Genomic DNA, 18,858 nt, shown 5'->3' with positions numbered 1-18,858 from the left:
AATAATGAGAACGACTATCAATTAGGTGTTTTTTTTTGATATCATCCGACGTTATTCATTCTTTCTACATACTGATTCTGGCTGGAGGCGACGCGTGAAAACGGCTCGCAATAAGATGAAAGAGGCGACCTCATTACTGATGTCGTTAATGTTGGTTGCTGGCCTGAGTGGCAACGCGATGGCGGCACCGGCGACGCCGGCTGGACAAGCCGTCAGTTCTGCTGCAACTCAACCTGCAACGGCGGATACCCCAGCACCGGCAACCCGTGAGGCAACGGCGGCTCCGGTGATGCAACCCGCACCAACGGATACCGCACCTGTCATTCCAACCGATTTGTCTGTTATGGGCATGTACCATCATGCTGATGTGGTGGTGAAAACCGTCATGATCGGTCTGTTGCTGGCTTCTGTGGTCACCTGGGCGTTGTTATTCAGCAAGGGGGCAGACGTCTTCACCGGCAAACGCCGTATGCGCCGTGAATTTGACGCGTTGTCTTCTGTTCGTACGCTGGATGAAGCTGCCGAGCAGGCTGAAAGTTTTGCCGCCAGCAGCATCAGCGCGCAGATGATCCGTGATGCCCAAAACGAGCTTGAACTCTCTGCAGGATCAACTGACAACAACGGTATTAAGGAGCGGACGGGTTTCCGCCTTGAGCGCCGCGTCAGCGCTGCCGGCCGCCACATGGGCCGTGGCAATGGTATTCTGGCGACCATCGGGGCAATCTCTCCGTTCGTCGGCCTGTTCGGTACTGTATGGGGCATCATGAACAGTTTCATCGGTATCGCACAGACGCAGACCACCAATCTGGCGGTCGTGGCACCGGGTATTGCCGAAGCCTTACTGGCGACGGCTGTGGGCCTGATTGCGGCCATCCCTGCGGTGGTGATCTACAATATTTTCGCCCGTACTATCACCTCTTATCGTCATCAGGTCGGCGATGTGGCGGCGCAGATAATCCTGTTACAGGGCCGTGATTTGGATCTGGCTGCCAGCAAAAGCAATACGCCACGCGGTCAGACAGGTCAGTTACGTGTAGGGTAAGAACAGATTATGGCTATTCGGTTAAACGATGATATCGACGAAAGTGGTGAAATGCATGACATCAACGTCACGCCTTTTATCGACGTCATGCTGGTATTGCTGATCATTTTCATGGTGGCAGCGCCGCTGGCTACCGTAGATGTGCGGGTAGATTTACCGGCTTCGACGGCAAAACAACAGCCGCGTCCGGAGAAACCGATTTTCCTGTCGGTAAAAGCTGATAAGCAACTGTTTCTCGGTGATACACCGGTCAACAGCAGTAATCTGACCGCCATGCTGGATGAGCGTACTCAGGGCAATAAACAGAGTACGATTTTCTTCCGTGCGGATAAGAGTGTGGATTACGAAACGCTGATGAGTGTGATGGATAACCTGCGTAAAGCCGGTTATCTGAAAGTCGGGCTGGTCGGTGCAGAACAAGCCGGTGCCGCAGCGGCGCAGTAGGTTTTTCTTCAGTGCAGAAACATCAAAAGGCCAGCATTTGCTGGCCTTTGGTTTATCGGAGGATCGGTGACTCAGGTCACGGGGGCGGGGTTAAACACCGCCAGTGCATTGTGGATGCCCCAGGTATCTGACCAGGTTTTCTTGCGCCCGCTGGCGATGTCCAGAATGAAATGGAACAGTTCCCAGCCCACATCCTCAATAGTGGCATCACCCGTTGCGATTGTCCCGGCGTTGATGTCCATCAGGTCATGCCAGCGGTTTGCCAGTGTGGTGCGTGTGGCCATTTTAATCACAGGCACGGCGAGCAGACCGTATGGCGTACCGCGTCCGGTAGTGAATACCTGAACGGTAATCCCCGAAGCCAACTGCTGGGTTCCGCAGACAAAATCACTGGCAGGTGTGGCGGCGTAAATCAGGCCTTTTTTGGTCGGACGCTGTCCGGGTGACAACACTTCAGAAATCGCACTGGTACCGGATTTAGCAATGGAGCCCAGCGCTTTTTCAACCACATTAGCCAGCCCCCCTTTTTTGTTGCCCGGAGACGGATTAGCGCTGCGGTCAGTCTGGCCCATCGACAAATAATTATCGTACCAGGCCATTTCTTCCAGCAGACGCTTACCCACGTCGACGTCCGCAGCGCGAGGCGTCAGCAAATGAATGGCGTCGCGTACTTCTGTCACTTCCGAGAACATCACCGTTGCGCCGCAGCGCACCAGAAGGTCTGATGCATAACCTACCGCCGGGTTGGCAGTTACGCCTGAGAAAGCATCGCTGCCGCCACACTGCGTGCCCACCACCAGATCTGAAGCCGGGCAGGTTTCGCGCTGACGGCGGTTCAGGCGTTCCAGATGAAATTGTGCGACGGTCAGGATATCGTCCACCATCGACTGGAAACCGACATGTTGCTCATCCTGCAAACGCACAATGTGTGTGTCATCGAGTGAGATTGCCTGCACATCCGGCGTGCCTTCCAGTAACCGCTCTGGTTGTAATTTTTCACAACCCAGACCGACTACCATCACTTCGCCACCAAAATTTGGGTTCAGTGCCAGGTTATGGATGGTGCGGATCGGCACTATCGCCGCAGGCGCATTAATCGCCACACCGCAGCCGTAAAGATGGTTCAACGCCACGACACCGTCGACATTGGGGAATTTAGGCAGTAAATCACGCTCAATGATTTTCACCACGTAGTCTACGACGCCCGCCACGCAGTGCACACTGGTCGTGATCCCCAGCAGGTTTTTGGTGCCGACGCTGCCGTCGGCATTACGGTAACCTTCAAAGGTATAACCTTCCAGCGGTGGCAGTTCCGGCGGTACACGGGTGGCCAGCGGCAGGCTGTCAAGTTCAGGCGCGACCGGTAATTCTACCAGTGATTCGTCGATCCATCCGCCCTGCGCAATATCCCGTACTGCATAACCAATGACTTCTCCGTAACGGATAATATCGCCGCCTTTGGCAATCGGCTCTAGTGCCACTTTATGGCCTTGCGGAATATGCTCAATTAATTCCAGACCATTAGCAAATCGGGTGCCGGCCTTTAAGCCGTTGTCATTCACAATAATTGCTACGTTATCGCTTTCATGAACTTTAATAAAAAGCGCTTCGGTAGCGTGTTCTTTATCTTTATTACGTGACATAACTGTCTCCGCGTTTATTAAACATCCCGGAATAATATATCCCGGTTAATTCTCTGAAGTTGACGCTCAATAAGACTCTTGTAAACATACTCGGGTAATACAGGATATGGAATCCATTATAAGGCAGTCTTCAGGGAACCTCATTGTGCAACTGACCAGCTTTTTGCCTGTTGGATGTCATTCTGTGTGGCAGGTGACAGAATCAATGTGATGCTAATCACCCTTTTGTTGGCGCGGTTATCGCCTTTGCACAATCTGTGAGTCTCCTCCCACACCGATGTGTGTATGCAAAAGAATAGTCACAATCAGCGGGGGTATTCTTGGGCGAATGCACAATGTTATTTTGGAACCTCTTTTTTATACTGTATTGGCCCTCTGAAGGTGATGTTGAAAGTAATACAGGTAAATGTCAGGCGATCATAAATAAAACGTTTGTTGCCTGTTTCGAATGAAGAAACTGTACGGCGAATAACCACAGGTGAATGTAAAACGTTATTTCGATAACGGTAATTTCCCTGAAATTTTTCGCATTATGATAATGAGGGTCACCATGAACATTGAATCTCAGTCCAGGACAGTCGTGCAAAGTAAGGTACGTACGCACATACGTTACTATATTTTGCTGATTATCTTTTTAATCACGGCGGTCAATTACGCTGACCGCGCAACGCTTTCTATCGCGGGTACTGAGGTCGCGCGTGAGCTGGGTCTGGATGCTGCCGACATGGGACAAATCTTTGCAGCATTCGGCTGGGCTTACCTGATTATGCAATTACCCGGCGGCTGGCTGCTGGACAGATTTGGCTCCAAAAGAGTGTATACCTACAGTTTGTTCTTCTGGTCGCTGTTCACCCTGTTGCAGGGATTTGTGGGCTGGTTTCCGCTGGCTTACGGTGCACTGACACTGTTCATGCTGCGCTTCATGCTCGGCTTTTCAGAAGCGCCGTCTTTTCCGGCAAATGCCCGTATCGTGGCAGCCTGGTTTCCGACCACTGAACGCGGCACGGCTTCCGCAATTTTTAACTCCGCCCAGTATTTCTCCCTGGCGCTGTTCTCACCGTTGCTGGGCTGGCTGACCTACGCCTGGGGCTGGGAACATGTTTTCATCGTCATGGGCGTGATTGGTTTTGTGCTGACGCTGGTGTGGATCACATTCATTCACAACCCGCCGGAACATCCGCATATTTCTAAAAGCGAGCTGGAGTATCTGAAAGACGGCGGTGCGGTGGTGGACATCGACCACAAGAAAACCGGCAGCGCGAAAAGTGGTCCGAAATGGAGTTACGTCCGTCAGATGCTGAGCAGCCGCATGATGCTCGGGATCTTCTTCGGTCAGTACTTCATTAACAGCATTACGTGGTTCTTCCTGACCTGGTTCCCGATTTATCTGGTTCAGGAAAAGGGTATGTCTATTCTTAAAGTCGGGATGATTGCCGCCATCCCTGCGCTGTGTGGTTTTGCGGGCGGTGTGCTGGGTGGCGTGTTCTCGGATTTTCTGATCAGACGTGGTTACTCGCTGACCGTGGCCCGTAAAATTCCTATCGTACTGGGCATGTTATTAGCCACCAGCATCATCTTGTGCAATTACACCGACAATAATGCGCTGGTCGTTACCCTGATGGCGCTGGCCTTCTTCGGTAAAGGCTTCGGCGCGCTCGGCTGGCCGGTGATTGCCGATACCGCACCGAAAGAAGTCATCGGCTTGTGCGGCGGCATTTTCAACGTATTCGGTAATGTCGCCTCTATCGTGACGCCGCTGGTGATCGGCTACATCGTGAAAGGTCTGCACTCTTTCAATATGGCATTAATTTTTGTGGGCTGTTCAGCACTGATGGCAATGCTTTGCTATCTGCTGGTGGTCGGCGATATCAAACGGCTGGAACTTAAGAAACAGTAAATTGTGATGCGGGGCATTCCGGATATCCGGCTCTGCCCCTTTGATGAGGTCAGATATCAGATATGAGTAATCAAATGATTCCAAATCAGTTTCGTCAGGATTTGTTGCAAGGGAAAACCCTGATTGGATGTTGGTCAGCATTATCCAGCCCGATTTCAACCGAGGTGCTGGGTGTGGCGGGTTTTGACTGGCTGTTGCTTGATGGTGAGCATGCACCCAACGATGTCGGTACTTTTGTGCCACAGCTGATGGCGCTGAAAGGCAGCCGCAGCGCACCGGTGGTCCGTCCGCAATTTAATGATCCGGTGGTGATTAAACGCCTGCTGGACATCGGTTTTTATAATTTTCTGATCCCGTTTGTAGAAACACAGGAACAGGCAGAACTGGCCGTAGCATCAACCCGTTATCCGCCCGCCGGGATCCGTGGCGTTTCCGTTTCACACCGCAGCAATATGTTCGGCACCGTGCCGGATTACTTCACCCGCATCAATGACAACATTGCGGTGATGGTGCAAATCGAAAGCCAGCAAGGCGTCGACAATCTGGATGCCATTGCTGCTGTTGATGGCATCGACGGCATTTTCGTCGGCCCGAGTGATCTGGCCGCCGGCATGGGACATCTTGGCAACGCCGGGCACCCGGACGTGCAGGCCGCTATCCGTCACATTTTTGCGCGTGCAAAAGCGCATGGCAAACCCAGCGGTATTCTGGCTCCGGTTGAAGCCGATGCCCGCCGTTATCTGGAATGGGGCGCGACCTTTGTGGCGGTCGGCAGTGATTTAGGCGTTTTCCGCGCAGGTACACAGGCGCTGTGCGATCGCTTCACCCAGTGATCTGCTCTCAATACATCATTATAAAGAGGATACCCGAATGAAAATTGGCTTTATTGGTTTAGGCATCATGGGCAAGCCTATGAGCAAAAATCTGCTGAAAGCAGGTTATGAGCTGGTCGTCATGGACCGCAATCTGGATAACGTAAGTGAAATCGTAAAACTCGGCGCAACGGCCGCCGACACGCCAAAAGCGGTTGCTGCCGTTTCCGATGTGATTATCACCATGTTGCCAAACTCACCGCAGGTGAGGGAAGTGGCGCTGGGTGAAAACGGTCTGATTGAGGGTGTGCGTCCGGGTAGCATTCTCATCGACATGAGTTCAATCGCCCCGCTGGCAAGCCGTGAAATCAGTGAAGCACTGGCTGCTAAACACATCGCGATGCTGGATGCTCCGGTCTCAGGCGGAGAACCTAAAGCCATCGACGGTACGCTGTCCGTAATGGTCGGCGGCGACAAAGCGGTGTTCGATAAATGCTATGAAATCATGAAGTCTATGGCCGGTTCCGTTGTGCATACCGGGGATATCGGGGCGGGCAACGTGACCAAACTGGCGAACCAGGTGATCGTGGCGCTAAACATTGCTGCGATGTCAGAAGCGCTGGTGCTGGCAACCAAAGCGGGCGTCGATCCGGATCTGGTTTTCCAGGCTATCCGTGGTGGTCTGGCGGGCAGTACCGTGCTGGAAGCGAAAGCGCCGATGGTGATGGATCGCAACTTCAAACCGGGCTTCCGTATTGATTTACACATCAAAGACTTAGCAAACGCACTTGATACCTCCCACAGCGTCGGCGCACAACTGCCTCTGACCTCGCTGGTCATGGAAATGATGCAGGCTCTGAAAGCGGATGGTCACGGGCAATCTGACCATAGCGCCATTGCGCGCTATTATGAAACCTTAGCGAAGGTTGAAGTTACCCGTTAGTCTGCGGCGGACGCGCGGCGCTAATGAACACGGTGGCGCGCGACCCTTCAGGCAGGATGCAAAACTGACAGGGCGCTTTCCCACATCGGCGCACGCAGTTTATGAAGGTAATGACTTTATGAAAATAGTGATCGCACCGGATTCATACAAAGAAAGTTTGTCAGCTTTGGATGTGGCAAAAGCCATTGAGAGCGGGTTCCGTGAAATTTTCCCCGACGCGGAGTACGTCAAGTTACCGGTTGCCGATGGCGGCGAAGGCACGGTGGAAGCGATGGTTGCAGCCACCGGCGGACGGGTGGTGAAAGTGAATGTGACCGGACCACTGGGCACGCCGCTGGAAGCATTCTTCGGGCTTTCAGGTGATGAGAAAATCGCTTTCATCGAGATGGCGGCGGCCAGCGGGCTGGAAAGTGTTCCCCCTGCGCAACGCAATCCGCTGAAAACCACGTCATACGGCACAGGTGAACTGATCCATTCTGCCCTTGGCCACGGCGTAAAACACTGCATTATCGGGATTGGCGGCAGCGCCACCAATGATGGCGGAGCAGGCATGATGCAGGCACTGGGCGCGAAGCTGCTGACCAAAGAGGGCAAGCCGATAGGCCAGGGCGGCGGCGAGCTGGAAAAACTGCATCGCATTGATATCAGCGGGCTGGATCCGAGAATTAAAACATGCCGCTTCGAAGTGGCCTGTGACGTCACGAATCCGCTGACCGGTAAGGATGGCGCTTCTGCCATCTTCGGGCCGCAAAAAGGCGCGACACCGGAGATGATCCAACAGCTTGACGGCTATCTGCACCATTACGCCCGGGTGATCAAACAAGATCTGGGTATTGACGTTGAGTATGTTCCCGGAGCCGGTGCGGCCGGAGGCATGGGTGCTGCACTTTACGGGTTCTGTCATGCTGAGCTGCGCCAGGGTATTGAGATTGTCACCGACGCGCTGGGGCTGGATGAACTGGTGAAAGACGCCACGCTGGTGATCACCGGCGAAGGGCGGATTGACAGCCAGAGCATCAACGGCAAAGTGCCGATCGGTGTGGCGCGGGTGGCTAAACGTTACAATAAACCGGTGATTGGCATCGCCGGCAGTCTGACAAAAGATGTTGATATTGTTTATGACCATGGGCTGGATGCTGTTTTCAGCGTGCTCTACAGCATTTGTACGCTTGATGATGCCCTGAAAAACGCCGCAGACAACCTGCGTAAATCTGCACGAAATATTGCCGCGACGGTTAAGCTATCGCAAAAGCTTTAACCGACAGCTGTTAGGATAAAAAACCGGTGTTCAGGCTCCGCCTGCGCCGGTTTTTGTATTTTATTTGCAGCAGTTTTACGTTAGGTTTTAAAGACATTCGCCAATGAGAAAACACGTATGTCAGAGACTGATTTTTCACAGCAGCCGGTTAATACACACACGAAAGGTCTGGGGCCGTTGCGCGCCGGTGCACGTATGGGCGATATCCGTGAACAGGGCTGGAATATCCTGCGTGAAGATGTCAGCCTGCCGGTGGCCGTACTGCTCGAAGAACGAATCGAACACAACCTTGCCTGGATGCGTGAGTTTATCCAGCGCTATCAGTTGAAACTGGCACCTCATGGCAAAACGACCATGAGCCCTGAACTGTATCAGATGCAGCTGGAATTCGGCGCTTGGGGTATTACGCTGGCGACACCTCCCCAGGTCAGCGCGGCGTTTGCTCACGGCGTGCGTAAAATCATTATGGCGAATCAGCTGGTGGGGAAAGGCAACATGGCGATAATCGCCGGTCTGATGCGTGCAGACACTGCCTTTGATTTTACCTGTATTGTGGATTCGGCCGAAAATGCCGACGCGCTCGGGCATTACTTCTCCAGCAATCAGTTGAAACTGCGGGTGATGTTTGAATACGGTATCGCGGGCGGGCGTACCGGTATCCGGACAGAACAGCAGGAAGCCGACGTGCTGGCGGCGGTAAAACGCTGGCCGCAATCGCTGGCGCTGGTGGGCGTCGAGCTTTATGAAGGCGTGAGCAATGATGAAGCGGTGATCCGCGGCTTCCTGCGTCACGTGATGGCGCGCACCGAAGCGCTGGCAGAGGCCGGAGAATTTGCCGAGCCACGGGTTATTTTAACCGGCGCAGGTTCTGCCTGGTTTGATGTGGTGGCGGAGGAACTGACACGAAAAGAAACGCATCTGGATGCTGAAAAACGCTACACGCTGGATATTATTCTTCGCTCAGGCTGTTATGTGACGCACGATGTTGGCGCGTATCAGGCCGCGCTGGAACGCATGCAAACCAGCAATCCTGTCGCGCGTGAAATGAACAGCAGCTTACAGCCGGCGTTGCAGGTCTGGGCGGCCGTGCAGTCTTTGCCGGAACCGGGCAGGGCGATTATCGCGCTCGGCAAACGTGATGCCGGTTATGACGCCGGATACCCGAAAGCCGCCGGACATTTTCGTCCGCGCAGTGCCACGCAGGCAGGATACACCACGGTAGTGCCGGCACCTGACGACTGGAAAGTGTTCGCGATGATGGATCAGCATGCGTTTATGTCGATCCCGGAAGGGGCAGATTTGAAAGTCGGCGATATGCTGGTGTTTGATATCTGCCATCCGTGCCTGACTTTTGACAAATGGCGTCATCTGCTGCTGGTGAACGAACAGTGGGATGTCACGGGCGCGGTAACGACCTGGTTCTGAGGAACATCATCTGACAGTCTGTAAAAACGCCCGGGCCGGGCGTTAATCTTGTTACTGTCGTATTGCTAGCGGGGTAAATAGGCCACTGCCGCACGCTTGACGTTGTCAATTTCATCAAGCAATTCAAACCATTCCGGTTCGAGTATTTCCACGCTGACACCCTGACGCAGCTGTTGTTCAATGTAGAAACACAGTTGCTTAAGGCGCGGCACACCGCTGTAGCTGCAACTGCCATGAAGCTTATGGATCAGCGCCAGAATATCGTTGTCCGGTTCGCCGCGGGTGACGGCTTCCACCCGTTCTGCCACCTGGGGCAGGAATTCCACCAACATTTGCAACAAATCCTGAGCCAGCGCAACTTTATTGGCTGACTGACTCAGCGCCAGTTGCCAGTCGAGCGTGCTGATCGGCGCGAGTGACTCGCTGGCCTGTAACGGTGAATCCAGTTGTGTCTGATGCTGATGGTGGCGTGACAGGACATTTTTCAGCATGCTTTCATCAATGGGTTTAGACAGATAATCGTCCATGCCCAGTTTCAGTAACTGTTCACGTTCGCCGCTCAGCGAGTGCGCAGTGACTGCCACGACCGGTGTGTTGGTATGTCTTGCCATCTGGTGGATGATTTCGCTGGCACGGATGCCGTCGATATCCGGCATCTGAATATCCATCAGAATAATGTCGAGATCGGTATGACGGGCAACCTCGATGGCTTCTTCACCACTGTGGCAAAGCACGGTGGTTTCCACCAGTTCTTCCAGCAAGGCGCCAATCAGTTTAAGGTTTGCCGGATTGTCATCCACCGCCATGGCGGTCAGCGGCAGGCGCGAGGTCTTGTCTTCATCATTGCCGATCACCCTGACGGAAGGCTGCTGTTGGTGCAGCAACAACGGCAGCAGGCGGATGCTCGACATCGGTTTAATCAGACAGGCCTGAACGCCACGTCTTTTCAATTCTTCGGCATTCACCTGGAACTGACTCGGCAACGCCAGCAGAAGATGCTGTGTCATGCCCAGCACTTTCTGTAATTTACCGTCGTAGTCTGCGGGAACCTGATCCTGTTTGACCGGAATGCTGCACAACATGATGTCATACCACGGATCAGGGAGCGCAGTCAGCGTGGTGCGATGCGTAACGTCCAGGGGGGTGGCCTGCAGGATTTCCATCGTGGCTTTCGCCGCCGCCGGGTTGGCTTCAACATAGGCCAGACGTTTGCCTTCAAGATGACTCATGGAGACCGGCGTGATATGACGGTTTTCATTCAGCTCAAGTGTCACGTGGAACCAGAAGGTCGAACCGCGGTTTATCTGGCTATAGAAACTGATGTCTCCGCCCATTTCTTTCACCAGACGCTGGGTGATCACCAGCCCTAATCCGGTGCCGCCATGCCGGCGCGAAATGCTGGCATCTGCCTGACGGAAAGCCTGGAACAGTTGTGACTGCTGACGTTCGGAAATCCCGATGCCGGTGTCGTGGATTTGCACTTCCAGTTCCACCTGCAAATTGTTCTGCGAACGCAGTTCGACATTAATATCGATGTTGCCGGTTTCGGTAAATTTAATGGCATTTCCCAGCAAGTTAGTCACAACTTGCTGCATGCGCATCGGATCGCCCAGCACGTTTTCCGGCACGTTGTTGTGGACGTTCAGCGTCAGTTCCAGACCTTTATCATGCGCGGTATGCGCCAGCAAAATAACCACTTCATCGAGCATTTCACGCAGCGAGAACGGAATATGTTCCAGCACCAGTTTGCCGGCTTCCAGCTTGGAGAAATCCAGCACGTCATTAATGATGGTTAGCAGATGATTCGCTGAACGCTCAATGGTTTGCAGATAGTCTGCCTGTGTTGGCGAAAGCGGTGTTTTCAGTGTCTGGCGGGTAAAACCGATCACGCCATTAAGCGGTGTACGCAACTCGTGGGACATGTTCGCCAGGAATTCAGATTTGATACGCGCCGCTTCCTGTGCGCGTTTCTTCGCCAGATCCAACTCGACGTTCTGTATTTCCATCTGCTCCAGCGTTTCGCGCAGGTCTGACGTAGCCTGATCGATATTCTGTTGTACTTCTTCATGATAGGCCGTCAGTGACATCGCCATCGAGTTAATGCCGTTTTTCAGCATACTCAGTTCGCCCGGCATGTTGCCTTCCACGCGGCTGTCGAGTTGCCCGCGGCGGATACGGTCAACGGTATTCACCATATTACGGATCGGCCCTGTCACGTCGCGCATCAGGCGGTAAGCGAACAGCGTGGCGATACCCAGACACAGCAACAACAGCATGGTGGAAACGAACGCTTCCTGATATTGCGCCAGTTTTACCGAACGTAAATCCAGTTCAATAGCAATGTAACCCAGACGGTTGTCCGGCGAGGCGCTGAACGTCTCATCATCGGCTTCTGTATGATTTTCGGCCTGAATAGGCGTGCGCAGGATCAGTACATCGCCGGAGCGGGTTTTCGTCAGCTCACGGGGAATGTCTTCGACGCGTTTTACCTGCAACGGACTGCCGTCATGCTGGCTGGTCGAACTGGCAAACAGCTTGTTCTCACCATCAAACACGCTGATGCTGCGCACAATATCAGAATGATTGCGGTGCAGGCGGCTGATCAGCCGTTTGACCGGTTCGCGTTCCCGGAACGTCATGCCATATTCGCTTGCGACTGCCAGAGGCTCGATAATGCTGGCTCCGGCTTCTGTCAGCTGGTTTTGCAACTCGTTGTAGCGGTGCACCACGAAGAAGGTGCTGAGCAGCAAACCGATCATTAAGGTCGGTGCCAGGATCAGGATCATCATCCGTGCGCGAAGGCTATATTTGGTCATGAGGTTCCAATGTGGGAGAATTAGCTAAAGTAAGCTTAATAAACCAGCGTGTAATCGACAATAATGGCTCAATTCTACTCTCCGAACCGTCGTGTGACGACCCGGCAAACGATAACTGTGACCGCTACCGACCTTGATGCTTTCGGGCAAGGTGTGGCGCGTCACAATGGCAAAGCCGTATTTGTCAGTGGCTTACTGCCCGGTGAACAGGCAGACGTCACTTTAACAGAAGATAAAAGTAAGTACGCCAAAGGTAAGCTGAAGCGTTTGCTGACCACCAGCGATGATCGGGTAAAACCGGTGTGTCCGCACTATGCGACCTGCGGCGGATGTCAGCAACAGCATGTCAGCGAATCGCTACAACAGCGCAGTAAATCGGCGGCGTTATTACGTCTGATTTCACGGGAAACCGGTATTGAGGCACAACCGCAACCGGTGATTGCGGGCCCGCAATACGGTTATCGCCGCCGTGCGCGTCTCGGATTGCAAATCGCGGGCGTTAAGCCGGGGCGTAAAGCGGGTCCGGCAAATGGCACGCTGATAATGGGATTTCGTCAGGAAGGCTCAAACGATCTGGTGGCGGTGACCCGTTGTCCGGTGCTGCGGCCTGAACTGGAGCAACTGCTGATACCGGTGCAGGCATGTTTGTCGTCATTATCGGCGGCGAAGCGTCTCGGACATCTGGAAATGGTGCTGGCGGATAACGGCCCGCTGCTGGTGCTGCGTCATCTTGATCCGCTCAGTGAGGCCGATCGCGCGCGCCTGACGACGTTTGCGGTGCAACATCAGTTAACGATTTTTCTGGCCCCTGACAGTGAGAGGCTGGAGCTTTTGTGCGGGGAGACACCTTATTATCAGATTGAGGGTCTGGATCTGAAATTTGGCCCGCGCGATTTTATTCAGGTAAATGACGCCGTTAACCAGCAAATGGTGGCGCAGGCCCTGGCGTGGCTGGAACTGACGCCGGAAGATCGCGTGCTGGATTTGTTCTGCGGGATGGGGAATTTCACCCTTCCGCTGGCAAAAAGAGCTAAGCAGGTTGTCGGCGTCGAAGGTGTTGCTACACTGGTGGCGAATGGGCAAGATAATGCCCGGAATAATGGATTACTTAATGCGTCCTTCTTTCATGAGAATCTGGAAGATGATGTCAGTAAACAACCCTGGGCGGCACAAGGTTTCAATAAAATCTTGCTGGATCCTGCCCGTGGTGGCGCTGCTGGCGTCATGACGCATATCGTTAAGCTTGCCCCGGCGCGTGTGGTGTATGTGTCATGCAATCCCACAACATTGGCGCGGGACAGTAAAATTTTGTTGGAGGCGGGTTATCGCTTGGCTCAGGTGCGTATGCTGGATATGTTCCCGCACACCGGGCATCTTGAATCGATGGCTCTGTTTATCAACCCGTCTGACACAGGTGTTGTGTCAGAAACGTAGGGAGAGGGTATGGTTGCGGTAAGAAGTGCACATCTGAATACGGCTGGCGAGTTCGCGCTCGACGACTGGATCAGCAGTTTAGGACTGTCCAGCCAGCAATCATGTGAGCGTTTAGCCGAAACCTGGCGCTACTGCGAGCAACAAACGCAGGGCCATCCTGACGCTTCGTTGCTGCTGTGGCGCGGTCTGGAGATGGTTGAAATCCTCTCGACCCTCAGTATGGATAACGACAGTATGCGCGCGGCGCTTCTGTTCCCGCTGGTTGATGACGGCATCATCGACGAAGATACTCTGACTCAACAGTTCGGCAAGGGCATTACTGATCTGGTACACGGCGTACGTGACATGGACGCCATCCGCCAGCTGAAAGCCACGCAAAACGACTCTATGGCCTCCGAGCAGGTGGATAATGTCCGCCGCATGCTGCTGGCGATGGTGGAAGATTTCCGCTGCGTGGTGCTGAAACTGGCTGAGCGTATCGCCCATCTGCGCGAAGTGAAAGATGCACCGGAAGAAGAGCGCGTACTGGCGGCCAAAGAATGTACCAATATTTATGCGCCCCTGGCCAACCGTCTGGGTATCGGTCAGCTAAAGTGGGAGCTGGAAGACTTTTGCTTCCGTTATCTGCACCCTGACGAATACAAGCGTATTGCCAAACTGCTGCACGAGCGTCGTATTGATCGTGAGCAGTATATCGACGATTTTGTGTCGACCGTTAAAAACGCGATGGCCGAAGAGGGCATTAAAGTCGATGTTTACGGACGCCCCAAGCATATCTACAGCATCTGGCGCAAGATGCAGAAAAAATCCCTGTCCTTTGACGAACTCTTCGACGTGCGCGCCGTGCGTATCGTGGTGGAGCGCTTACAGGATTGCTATGCCGCGTTAGGGATTGTACACACCCATTTCCGCCATCTGCCGGATGAGTTCGACGATTACGTCGCCAACCCGAAACCGAACGGTTATCAGTCGATTCACACCGTGGTGTTAGGGCCGCGCGGGAAAACGCTGGAAGTGCAGATCCGCACCCGTCAGATGCATGAAGATGCTGAACTGGGCGTCGCGGCGCACTGGAAATACAAAGAAGGCACCGCCGTCGTCGGTGGTCGCAGCGGGGGCTACGAAGGTCGTATTGCCTGGCTGCGTAAACTGATTGCGTGGCAGGAAGAGATGGCCGATTCGGGAGAAATGCTCGATGAAGTGCGCAGCCAGGTCTTCGACGACCGTGTGTACGTGTTTACGCCAAAAGGCGACGTCATCGATCTGCCGATGGGTTCCACGCCGCTCGACTTCGCCTACCACATCCACAGCGATGTCGGTCACCGGTGTATCGGGGCGAAAATTGGCGGCCGCATCGTGCCGTTTACCTATCAGTTGCAAATGGGCGATCAGATTGAAATCATCACCCAGAAGCATGCGAACCCAAGCCGTGACTGGCTGAATCCGAGCCTCGGTTATGTTACGACCAGCCGCGGACGTTCGAAAATTCAAAACTGGTTCCGTAAACAGGATCGCGATAAGAATATTATTGCCGGTAAGCAAATCCTCGATGACGAACTGGACCGGCTGGATATCAGCATCAAAGATGCCGAGAAACTGCTGCTGCCACGCTATAACGTTAACTCGCTCGATGAAGTGTTGGCGGCGATCGGGAACGGTGATATCCGCCTGAATCAGATGGTCAATTTCCTGCAGTCGCAGCTTAAAAAGCCGAGTGCGGAAGAACTGGACAAAGAAGCGCTGCGCCAGCTGACGCAGAAAACCACACCGCCACCGACCCGCAGCAAAGACAATGGCCGCGTGGTGGTTGAAGGTGTTGGCAATCTGATGCACCACATTGCACGCTGCTGCCAGCCGATACCGGGCGACGAAATCGTGGGTTACATTACTCAGGGACGCGGAATTTCAATCCACCGTGCCGATTGTGATCAACTGGAAGATTTACGCTCAAATGCCCCGGAACGCGTGGTTGATGCAGTGTGGGGCGAAAGCTATTCCAGCGGGTATTCACTGGTCGTGCGTGTCGTCGCCAATGACCGCAGCGGTTTGCTGCGCGATATCACCACCATTCTGGCCAATGAAAAAGTGAATGTTCTCGGCGTGGCCAGCCGCAGCGATACCCGTCAGCAACTGGCAACTATCGATATGGATATCGAGATCTACAACCCGCAGGTTCTGGGGCGTGTGATTGCCAAACTGAACCAGTTGCCGGATGTGATTGAAGCCAAACGACTTCATGGCAGTTAATTACCTGCTTCTAAGGCCCGTTCGACGGGCCTTTTCTTTTTTGCTTCTGACAACCTTTTAAAAACGGACAGATCTTATGACCGAATCTTCTTTGCAACGCCTGCTCACCATTATGAAAACCCTGCGCGACCCGCAAGCGGGTTGTCCATGGGATAAAGAGCAAACTTTCGAGACGATCGCCCCGTACACGCTGGAAGAAACCTACGAAGTGCTGGATGCCATTGCCCGCAAAGATTACGACGATGTGCGCGACGAACTGGGCGATTTACTGTTTCAGGTGGTGTTTTACGCACAGATGGGCAGTGAACAGGGGTTGTTTGAATTTGACGATATCTGCAATGCCATTTCAGATAAATTAGAGCGCCGTCATCCGCAAATTTTTGGGCAGGAAGCAGCCTGGTCGAAAGACGCCAGCAGCAAAGACGTACTGGTCAAATGGGAGGCGCGCAAGGCGCAGGAGCGGGCGGAGAAATCCCTGCATTCAGCGCTCGATGATATTCCTTCCGCCCTCCCTGCGCTGATGAAAGCGCACAAAATCCAGAAGCGCTGTTCGAATGTCGGCTTCGACTGGACGACGCTCGGACCGGTTCTCGACAAAGTGTACGAAGAAATCGATGAAGTGATGTTCGAAGCGCGTCAGGTGGTGATTGATGAAGAAAAGCTCGGCGAGGAAATCGGGGATTTGCTGTTTGCGACCGTTAATCTCTCACGCCATTTAGGTCATAAAGCGGAAGATGCATTGCAGGCGGCCAACCGCAAGTTTGAGCGCCGTTTCAGGCAGGTCGAGGAAATTATCCGTGAAAAAGGCTTAAACATGGAGGAGGCGACGCTTGAACAGATGGAAGCCGCCTGGCAACAGGTGAAAAAGCGGGAAGGCTGAGTTCCACAAGGGACTTTGATCGGAAACAATATCTGCACAAGCTGAAACGGTTAAGCTCAGTACTCTGGACGGCTTAACCGGCTGATCTGCGGCAGTAAAGTCCAACAAATTGAAATCTAAGATGTTTTAGCATGTCATGCGAGCAACACAGCACTTTTAATAAGGTAACTGGTTGTTTTTGAAAGAATGAAAGAACAGGGCCGGCAGGGTTAACCCTGGTGAACGGACGGTAAGGAAAACGATGATGGACAGCAAAACGTTTATTTGTGGCGCACACAAGGTTCCGGTATACTGTTTTCCCGTCTTGGTTACTCCATCATCTTTAAACCTAACCTCTCAGGTTCAGCATGACAACTAATTATATTTTTGTGACCGGCGGGGTCGTATCCTCTCTGGGTAAAGGCATTGCCGCAGCCTCTCTGGCGGCTATTCTTGAAGCCCGTGGCCTCAACGTGACCATCATGAAACTGGACCCGTATATCAACGTGGATCCGGGTACGATGAGCCCAACTCAACACGGCGAAGTCTTTGTTACCGAAGATGGCGCTGAAACCGATCTCGATCTGGGTCACTACGAGCGTTTCATCCGTACCAAGATGACTCGCCGCAACAACTTCACCACGGGCCGTATTTATTCTGACGTGCTGCGCAAAGAGCGCCGCGGCGATTATCTCGGCGCAACCATTCAGGTTATCCCGCACATCACCAACAACATCAAAGAACGGATCATTGAAGGTGGCGAAGGCCACGATGTTGTGTTGGTTGAAATTGGCGGTACTGTCGGTGATATCGAATCCCTGCCGTTCCTGGAAGCGATTCGTCAGATGGCGGTTGAAGTCGGCCGTGAGCACACATTGTATATGCACCTGACGCTGGTGCCTTACATGGCCGCTGCCGGTGAAGTGAAAACCAAACCGACTCAGCACTCAGTGAAAGAATTGCTGTCTATTGGTATTCAGCCAGACGTGCTGATCTGCCGCTCTGATCGCGCTGTGCCTGCCAACGAACGTGCAAAAATCGCGTTGTTCTGTAACGTGCCGGAAAAAGCGGTTATTTCTCTTAAAGATGTTGATTCTATTTATAAAATACCGGCGCTCTTGAAATCTCAGGGGCTGGACGATTATATTTGTAAACGTTTCAGCATCAATGCGCCGGAAGCCAACTTGTCCGAATGGGAACAGGTGGTTTACGAAGAGGCCAATCCGGGCGGTGAAGTCACTATCGGTATGGTGGGTAAGTACATTGAGCTGCCAGATGCGTATAAATCTGTGATTGAAGCGCTCAAACACGGCGGCCTGAAAAATCGACTGACCGTGAATATCAAACTTATTGATTCACAAGATGTCGAAACCCGTGGCGTCGAAGTGCTGAAAGGTCTGGATGCTATCCTTATCCCGGGTGGCTTTGGTTACCGTGGTGTTGAAGGAAAAGTAGCCACAGCGCGTTATGCACGTGAAAATAACATTCCTTATCTGGGCATTTGTCTGGGTATGCAGGTTGCACTGATTGAATTCGCCCGTAATGTCGCGGGTATGGAGAATGCCAACTCTACCGAATTTGTGCCAGACTGTAAGTTCCCGGTGGTTGCTCTCATCACCGAATGGCGCGATGAAGAAGGTAACGTTGAAGTGCGTTCCGAAGACAGTGATTTAGGCGGTACCATGCGTGTAGGTGGGCAGCAATGTCACCTGAACGACGGTAGCCTGGTTCGTGAGATGTACGGCGAGCCGACAATAGTTGAACGCCATCGTCACCGTTACGAAGTAAACAATATGCTGCTGAAACAAATCGAAGCCGCAGGTTTACGCGTAGCCGGTCGCTCTGGCGATAAGCAACTGGTGGAAATCATTGAGCTGCCGAATCATCCATGGTTTGTCGCTTGCCAGTTCCATCCAGAATTTACGTCAACGCCGCGTGATGGTCATCCGTTGTTTGCAGGCTTTGTGAAGGCTGCCGGTGAGTATCAGAAGCGTCAGGTAAAATAAAATACCGGGGAAACGACGTGTCTCAGGCACGT

At 53.2% G+C, this 18,858-nt stretch carries 13 protein-coding genes; 11 read left to right on the top strand and 2 right to left on the bottom strand.

Going from position 1 to position 18,858, the window contains the following annotated elements; genetic code table 11:
* Nucleotides 1-115: 115 nt before the first annotated feature.
* Together exbB and exbD are read left to right on the top strand one after the other, a co-directional pair.
* Nucleotides 116-1,042 (top strand): tol-pal system-associated acyl-CoA thioesterase, encoded by a 927-nt coding sequence (gene exbB, locus ACOZIO_RS16080; RefSeq protein ID WP_238486045.1) that lies wholly within the window; start codon nucleotides 116-118, stop codon nucleotides 1,040-1,042.
* A 9-nt stretch (nucleotides 1,043-1,051) separates the two neighbouring features.
* Entirely contained in the window at nucleotides 1,052-1,486 is a 435-nt protein-coding gene (gene exbD, locus ACOZIO_RS16075) for a TonB system transport protein ExbD (protein ID WP_129954545.1), read from the top strand.
* Between the two features lie 71 nt (nucleotides 1,487-1,557).
* On the opposite strand, the gene garD is transcribed toward exbD, so the two are convergent.
* Complete coding sequence (garD, locus tag ACOZIO_RS16070; RefSeq protein ID WP_129991601.1) at nucleotides 1,558-3,129, bottom strand: galactarate dehydratase; 1,572 nt, start codon at nucleotides 3,127-3,129, stop codon at nucleotides 1,558-1,560.
* Between the two features lie 550 nt (nucleotides 3,130-3,679).
* On the opposite strand from garD, the gene ACOZIO_RS16065 reads away from it, so the two are divergent.
* The 5 genes from ACOZIO_RS16065 to ACOZIO_RS16045 all read left to right on the top strand — a co-directional run bounded on the left by ACOZIO_RS16065 (nucleotide 3,680) and on the right by ACOZIO_RS16045 (nucleotide 9,464).
* On the top strand, nucleotides 3,680-5,026 hold the full coding sequence (locus tag ACOZIO_RS16065; protein WP_129991600.1) for an MFS transporter: 1,347 nt from the start codon (nucleotides 3,680-3,682) through the stop codon (nucleotides 5,024-5,026).
* Nucleotides 5,027-5,088: 62 nt separating this feature from the next.
* Nucleotides 5,089-5,859 carry a 2-dehydro-3-deoxyglucarate aldolase gene (garL, locus tag ACOZIO_RS16060; RefSeq protein ID WP_129954551.1) on the top strand — a complete coding sequence of 257 codons (771 nt, stop codon included), beginning with the start codon at nucleotides 5,089-5,091 and terminating at the stop codon, nucleotides 5,857-5,859.
* 10 nt (nucleotides 5,860-5,869) lie between these two features.
* On the top strand, nucleotides 5,870-6,781 hold the full coding sequence (gene garR, locus ACOZIO_RS16055; RefSeq protein ID WP_255466764.1) for a 2-hydroxy-3-oxopropionate reductase: 912 nt from the start codon (nucleotides 5,870-5,872) through the stop codon (nucleotides 6,779-6,781).
* 118 nt (nucleotides 6,782-6,899) lie between these two features.
* The gene (locus tag ACOZIO_RS16050) at nucleotides 6,900-8,039 is read left to right on the top strand and encodes a glycerate kinase (protein WP_129954555.1); all 1,140 of its coding nucleotides are present in this window, start codon (nucleotides 6,900-6,902) and stop codon (nucleotides 8,037-8,039) included.
* 117 nt (nucleotides 8,040-8,156) lie between these two features.
* Nucleotides 8,157-9,464 (top strand): amino acid deaminase, encoded by a 1,308-nt coding sequence (locus ACOZIO_RS16045; RefSeq protein ID WP_421595494.1) that lies wholly within the window; start codon nucleotides 8,157-8,159, stop codon nucleotides 9,462-9,464.
* Nucleotides 9,465-9,529: 65 nt separating this feature from the next.
* On the opposite strand, the gene barA is transcribed toward ACOZIO_RS16045, so the two are convergent.
* Entirely contained in the window at nucleotides 9,530-12,280 is a 2,751-nt protein-coding gene (barA, locus tag ACOZIO_RS16040; protein ID WP_217221037.1) for a two-component sensor histidine kinase BarA, read from the bottom strand.
* A gap of 63 nt (nucleotides 12,281-12,343) precedes the next feature.
* Here barA and rlmD point away from each other — a divergent pair, with 63 nt between their 5' ends.
* From rlmD to pyrG, 4 genes are all read left to right on the top strand, one after another.
* Nucleotides 12,344-13,714, top strand: a complete 1,371-nt coding sequence (gene rlmD, locus ACOZIO_RS16035) for a 23S rRNA (uracil(1939)-C(5))-methyltransferase RlmD (protein ID WP_421595493.1) — start codon at nucleotides 12,344-12,346, stop codon at nucleotides 13,712-13,714.
* Between the two features lie 9 nt (nucleotides 13,715-13,723).
* Nucleotides 13,724-15,961 carry a GTP diphosphokinase gene (gene relA / locus ACOZIO_RS16030; protein WP_129954563.1) on the top strand — a complete coding sequence of 746 codons (2,238 nt, stop codon included), beginning with the start codon at nucleotides 13,724-13,726 and terminating at the stop codon, nucleotides 15,959-15,961.
* A gap of 76 nt (nucleotides 15,962-16,037) precedes the next feature.
* Complete coding sequence (mazG, locus tag ACOZIO_RS16025; protein ID WP_129954565.1) at nucleotides 16,038-16,841, top strand: nucleoside triphosphate pyrophosphohydrolase; 804 nt, start codon at nucleotides 16,038-16,040, stop codon at nucleotides 16,839-16,841.
* Between the two features lie 347 nt (nucleotides 16,842-17,188).
* Entirely contained in the window at nucleotides 17,189-18,826 is a 1,638-nt protein-coding gene (gene pyrG, locus ACOZIO_RS16020) for a glutamine hydrolyzing CTP synthase (RefSeq protein WP_013573994.1), read from the top strand.
* Nucleotides 18,827-18,858: the final 32 nt, after the last annotated feature.

This window comes from Rahnella sp. PD4, assembly GCF_049199325.1.
Lineage (GTDB): Bacteria > Pseudomonadota > Gammaproteobacteria > Enterobacterales > Enterobacteriaceae > Rahnella > Rahnella perminowiae.
The sequence above is the reverse complement of the archived record's forward strand: the minus strand, read 5'-3'. Positions and strand labels throughout refer to the sequence as shown.

Excerpts from the sequence above, each read along its gene's own strand:
- exbB (WP_238486045.1), top strand. The coding sequence starts at position 116 with ATGAAAGAGGCGACCTCATTACTGATGTCGTTAATGTTGGTTGCTGGC.
- exbD (WP_129954545.1), top strand. The coding sequence starts at position 1,052 with ATGGCTATTCGGTTAAACGATGATATCGACGAAAGTGGTGAAATGCAT.
- garD (WP_129991601.1), bottom strand. The coding sequence starts at position 3,129 with ATGTCACGTAATAAAGATAAAGAACACGCTACCGAAGCGCTTTTTATT.
- ACOZIO_RS16065 (WP_129991600.1), top strand. The coding sequence starts at position 3,680 with ATGAACATTGAATCTCAGTCCAGGACAGTCGTGCAAAGTAAGGTACGT.
- garL (WP_129954551.1), top strand. The coding sequence starts at position 5,089 with ATGAGTAATCAAATGATTCCAAATCAGTTTCGTCAGGATTTGTTGCAA.
- ACOZIO_RS16050 (WP_129954555.1), top strand. The coding sequence starts at position 6,900 with ATGAAAATAGTGATCGCACCGGATTCATACAAAGAAAGTTTGTCAGCT.
- ACOZIO_RS16045 (WP_421595494.1), top strand. The coding sequence starts at position 8,157 with ATGTCAGAGACTGATTTTTCACAGCAGCCGGTTAATACACACACGAAA.
- barA (WP_217221037.1), bottom strand. The coding sequence starts at position 12,280 with ATGACCAAATATAGCCTTCGCGCACGGATGATGATCCTGATCCTGGCA.
- rlmD (WP_421595493.1), top strand. The coding sequence starts at position 12,344 with ATGGCTCAATTCTACTCTCCGAACCGTCGTGTGACGACCCGGCAAACG.
- relA (WP_129954563.1), top strand. The coding sequence starts at position 13,724 with ATGGTTGCGGTAAGAAGTGCACATCTGAATACGGCTGGCGAGTTCGCG.
- mazG (WP_129954565.1), top strand. The coding sequence starts at position 16,038 with ATGACCGAATCTTCTTTGCAACGCCTGCTCACCATTATGAAAACCCTG.
- pyrG (WP_013573994.1), top strand. The coding sequence starts at position 17,189 with ATGACAACTAATTATATTTTTGTGACCGGCGGGGTCGTATCCTCTCTG.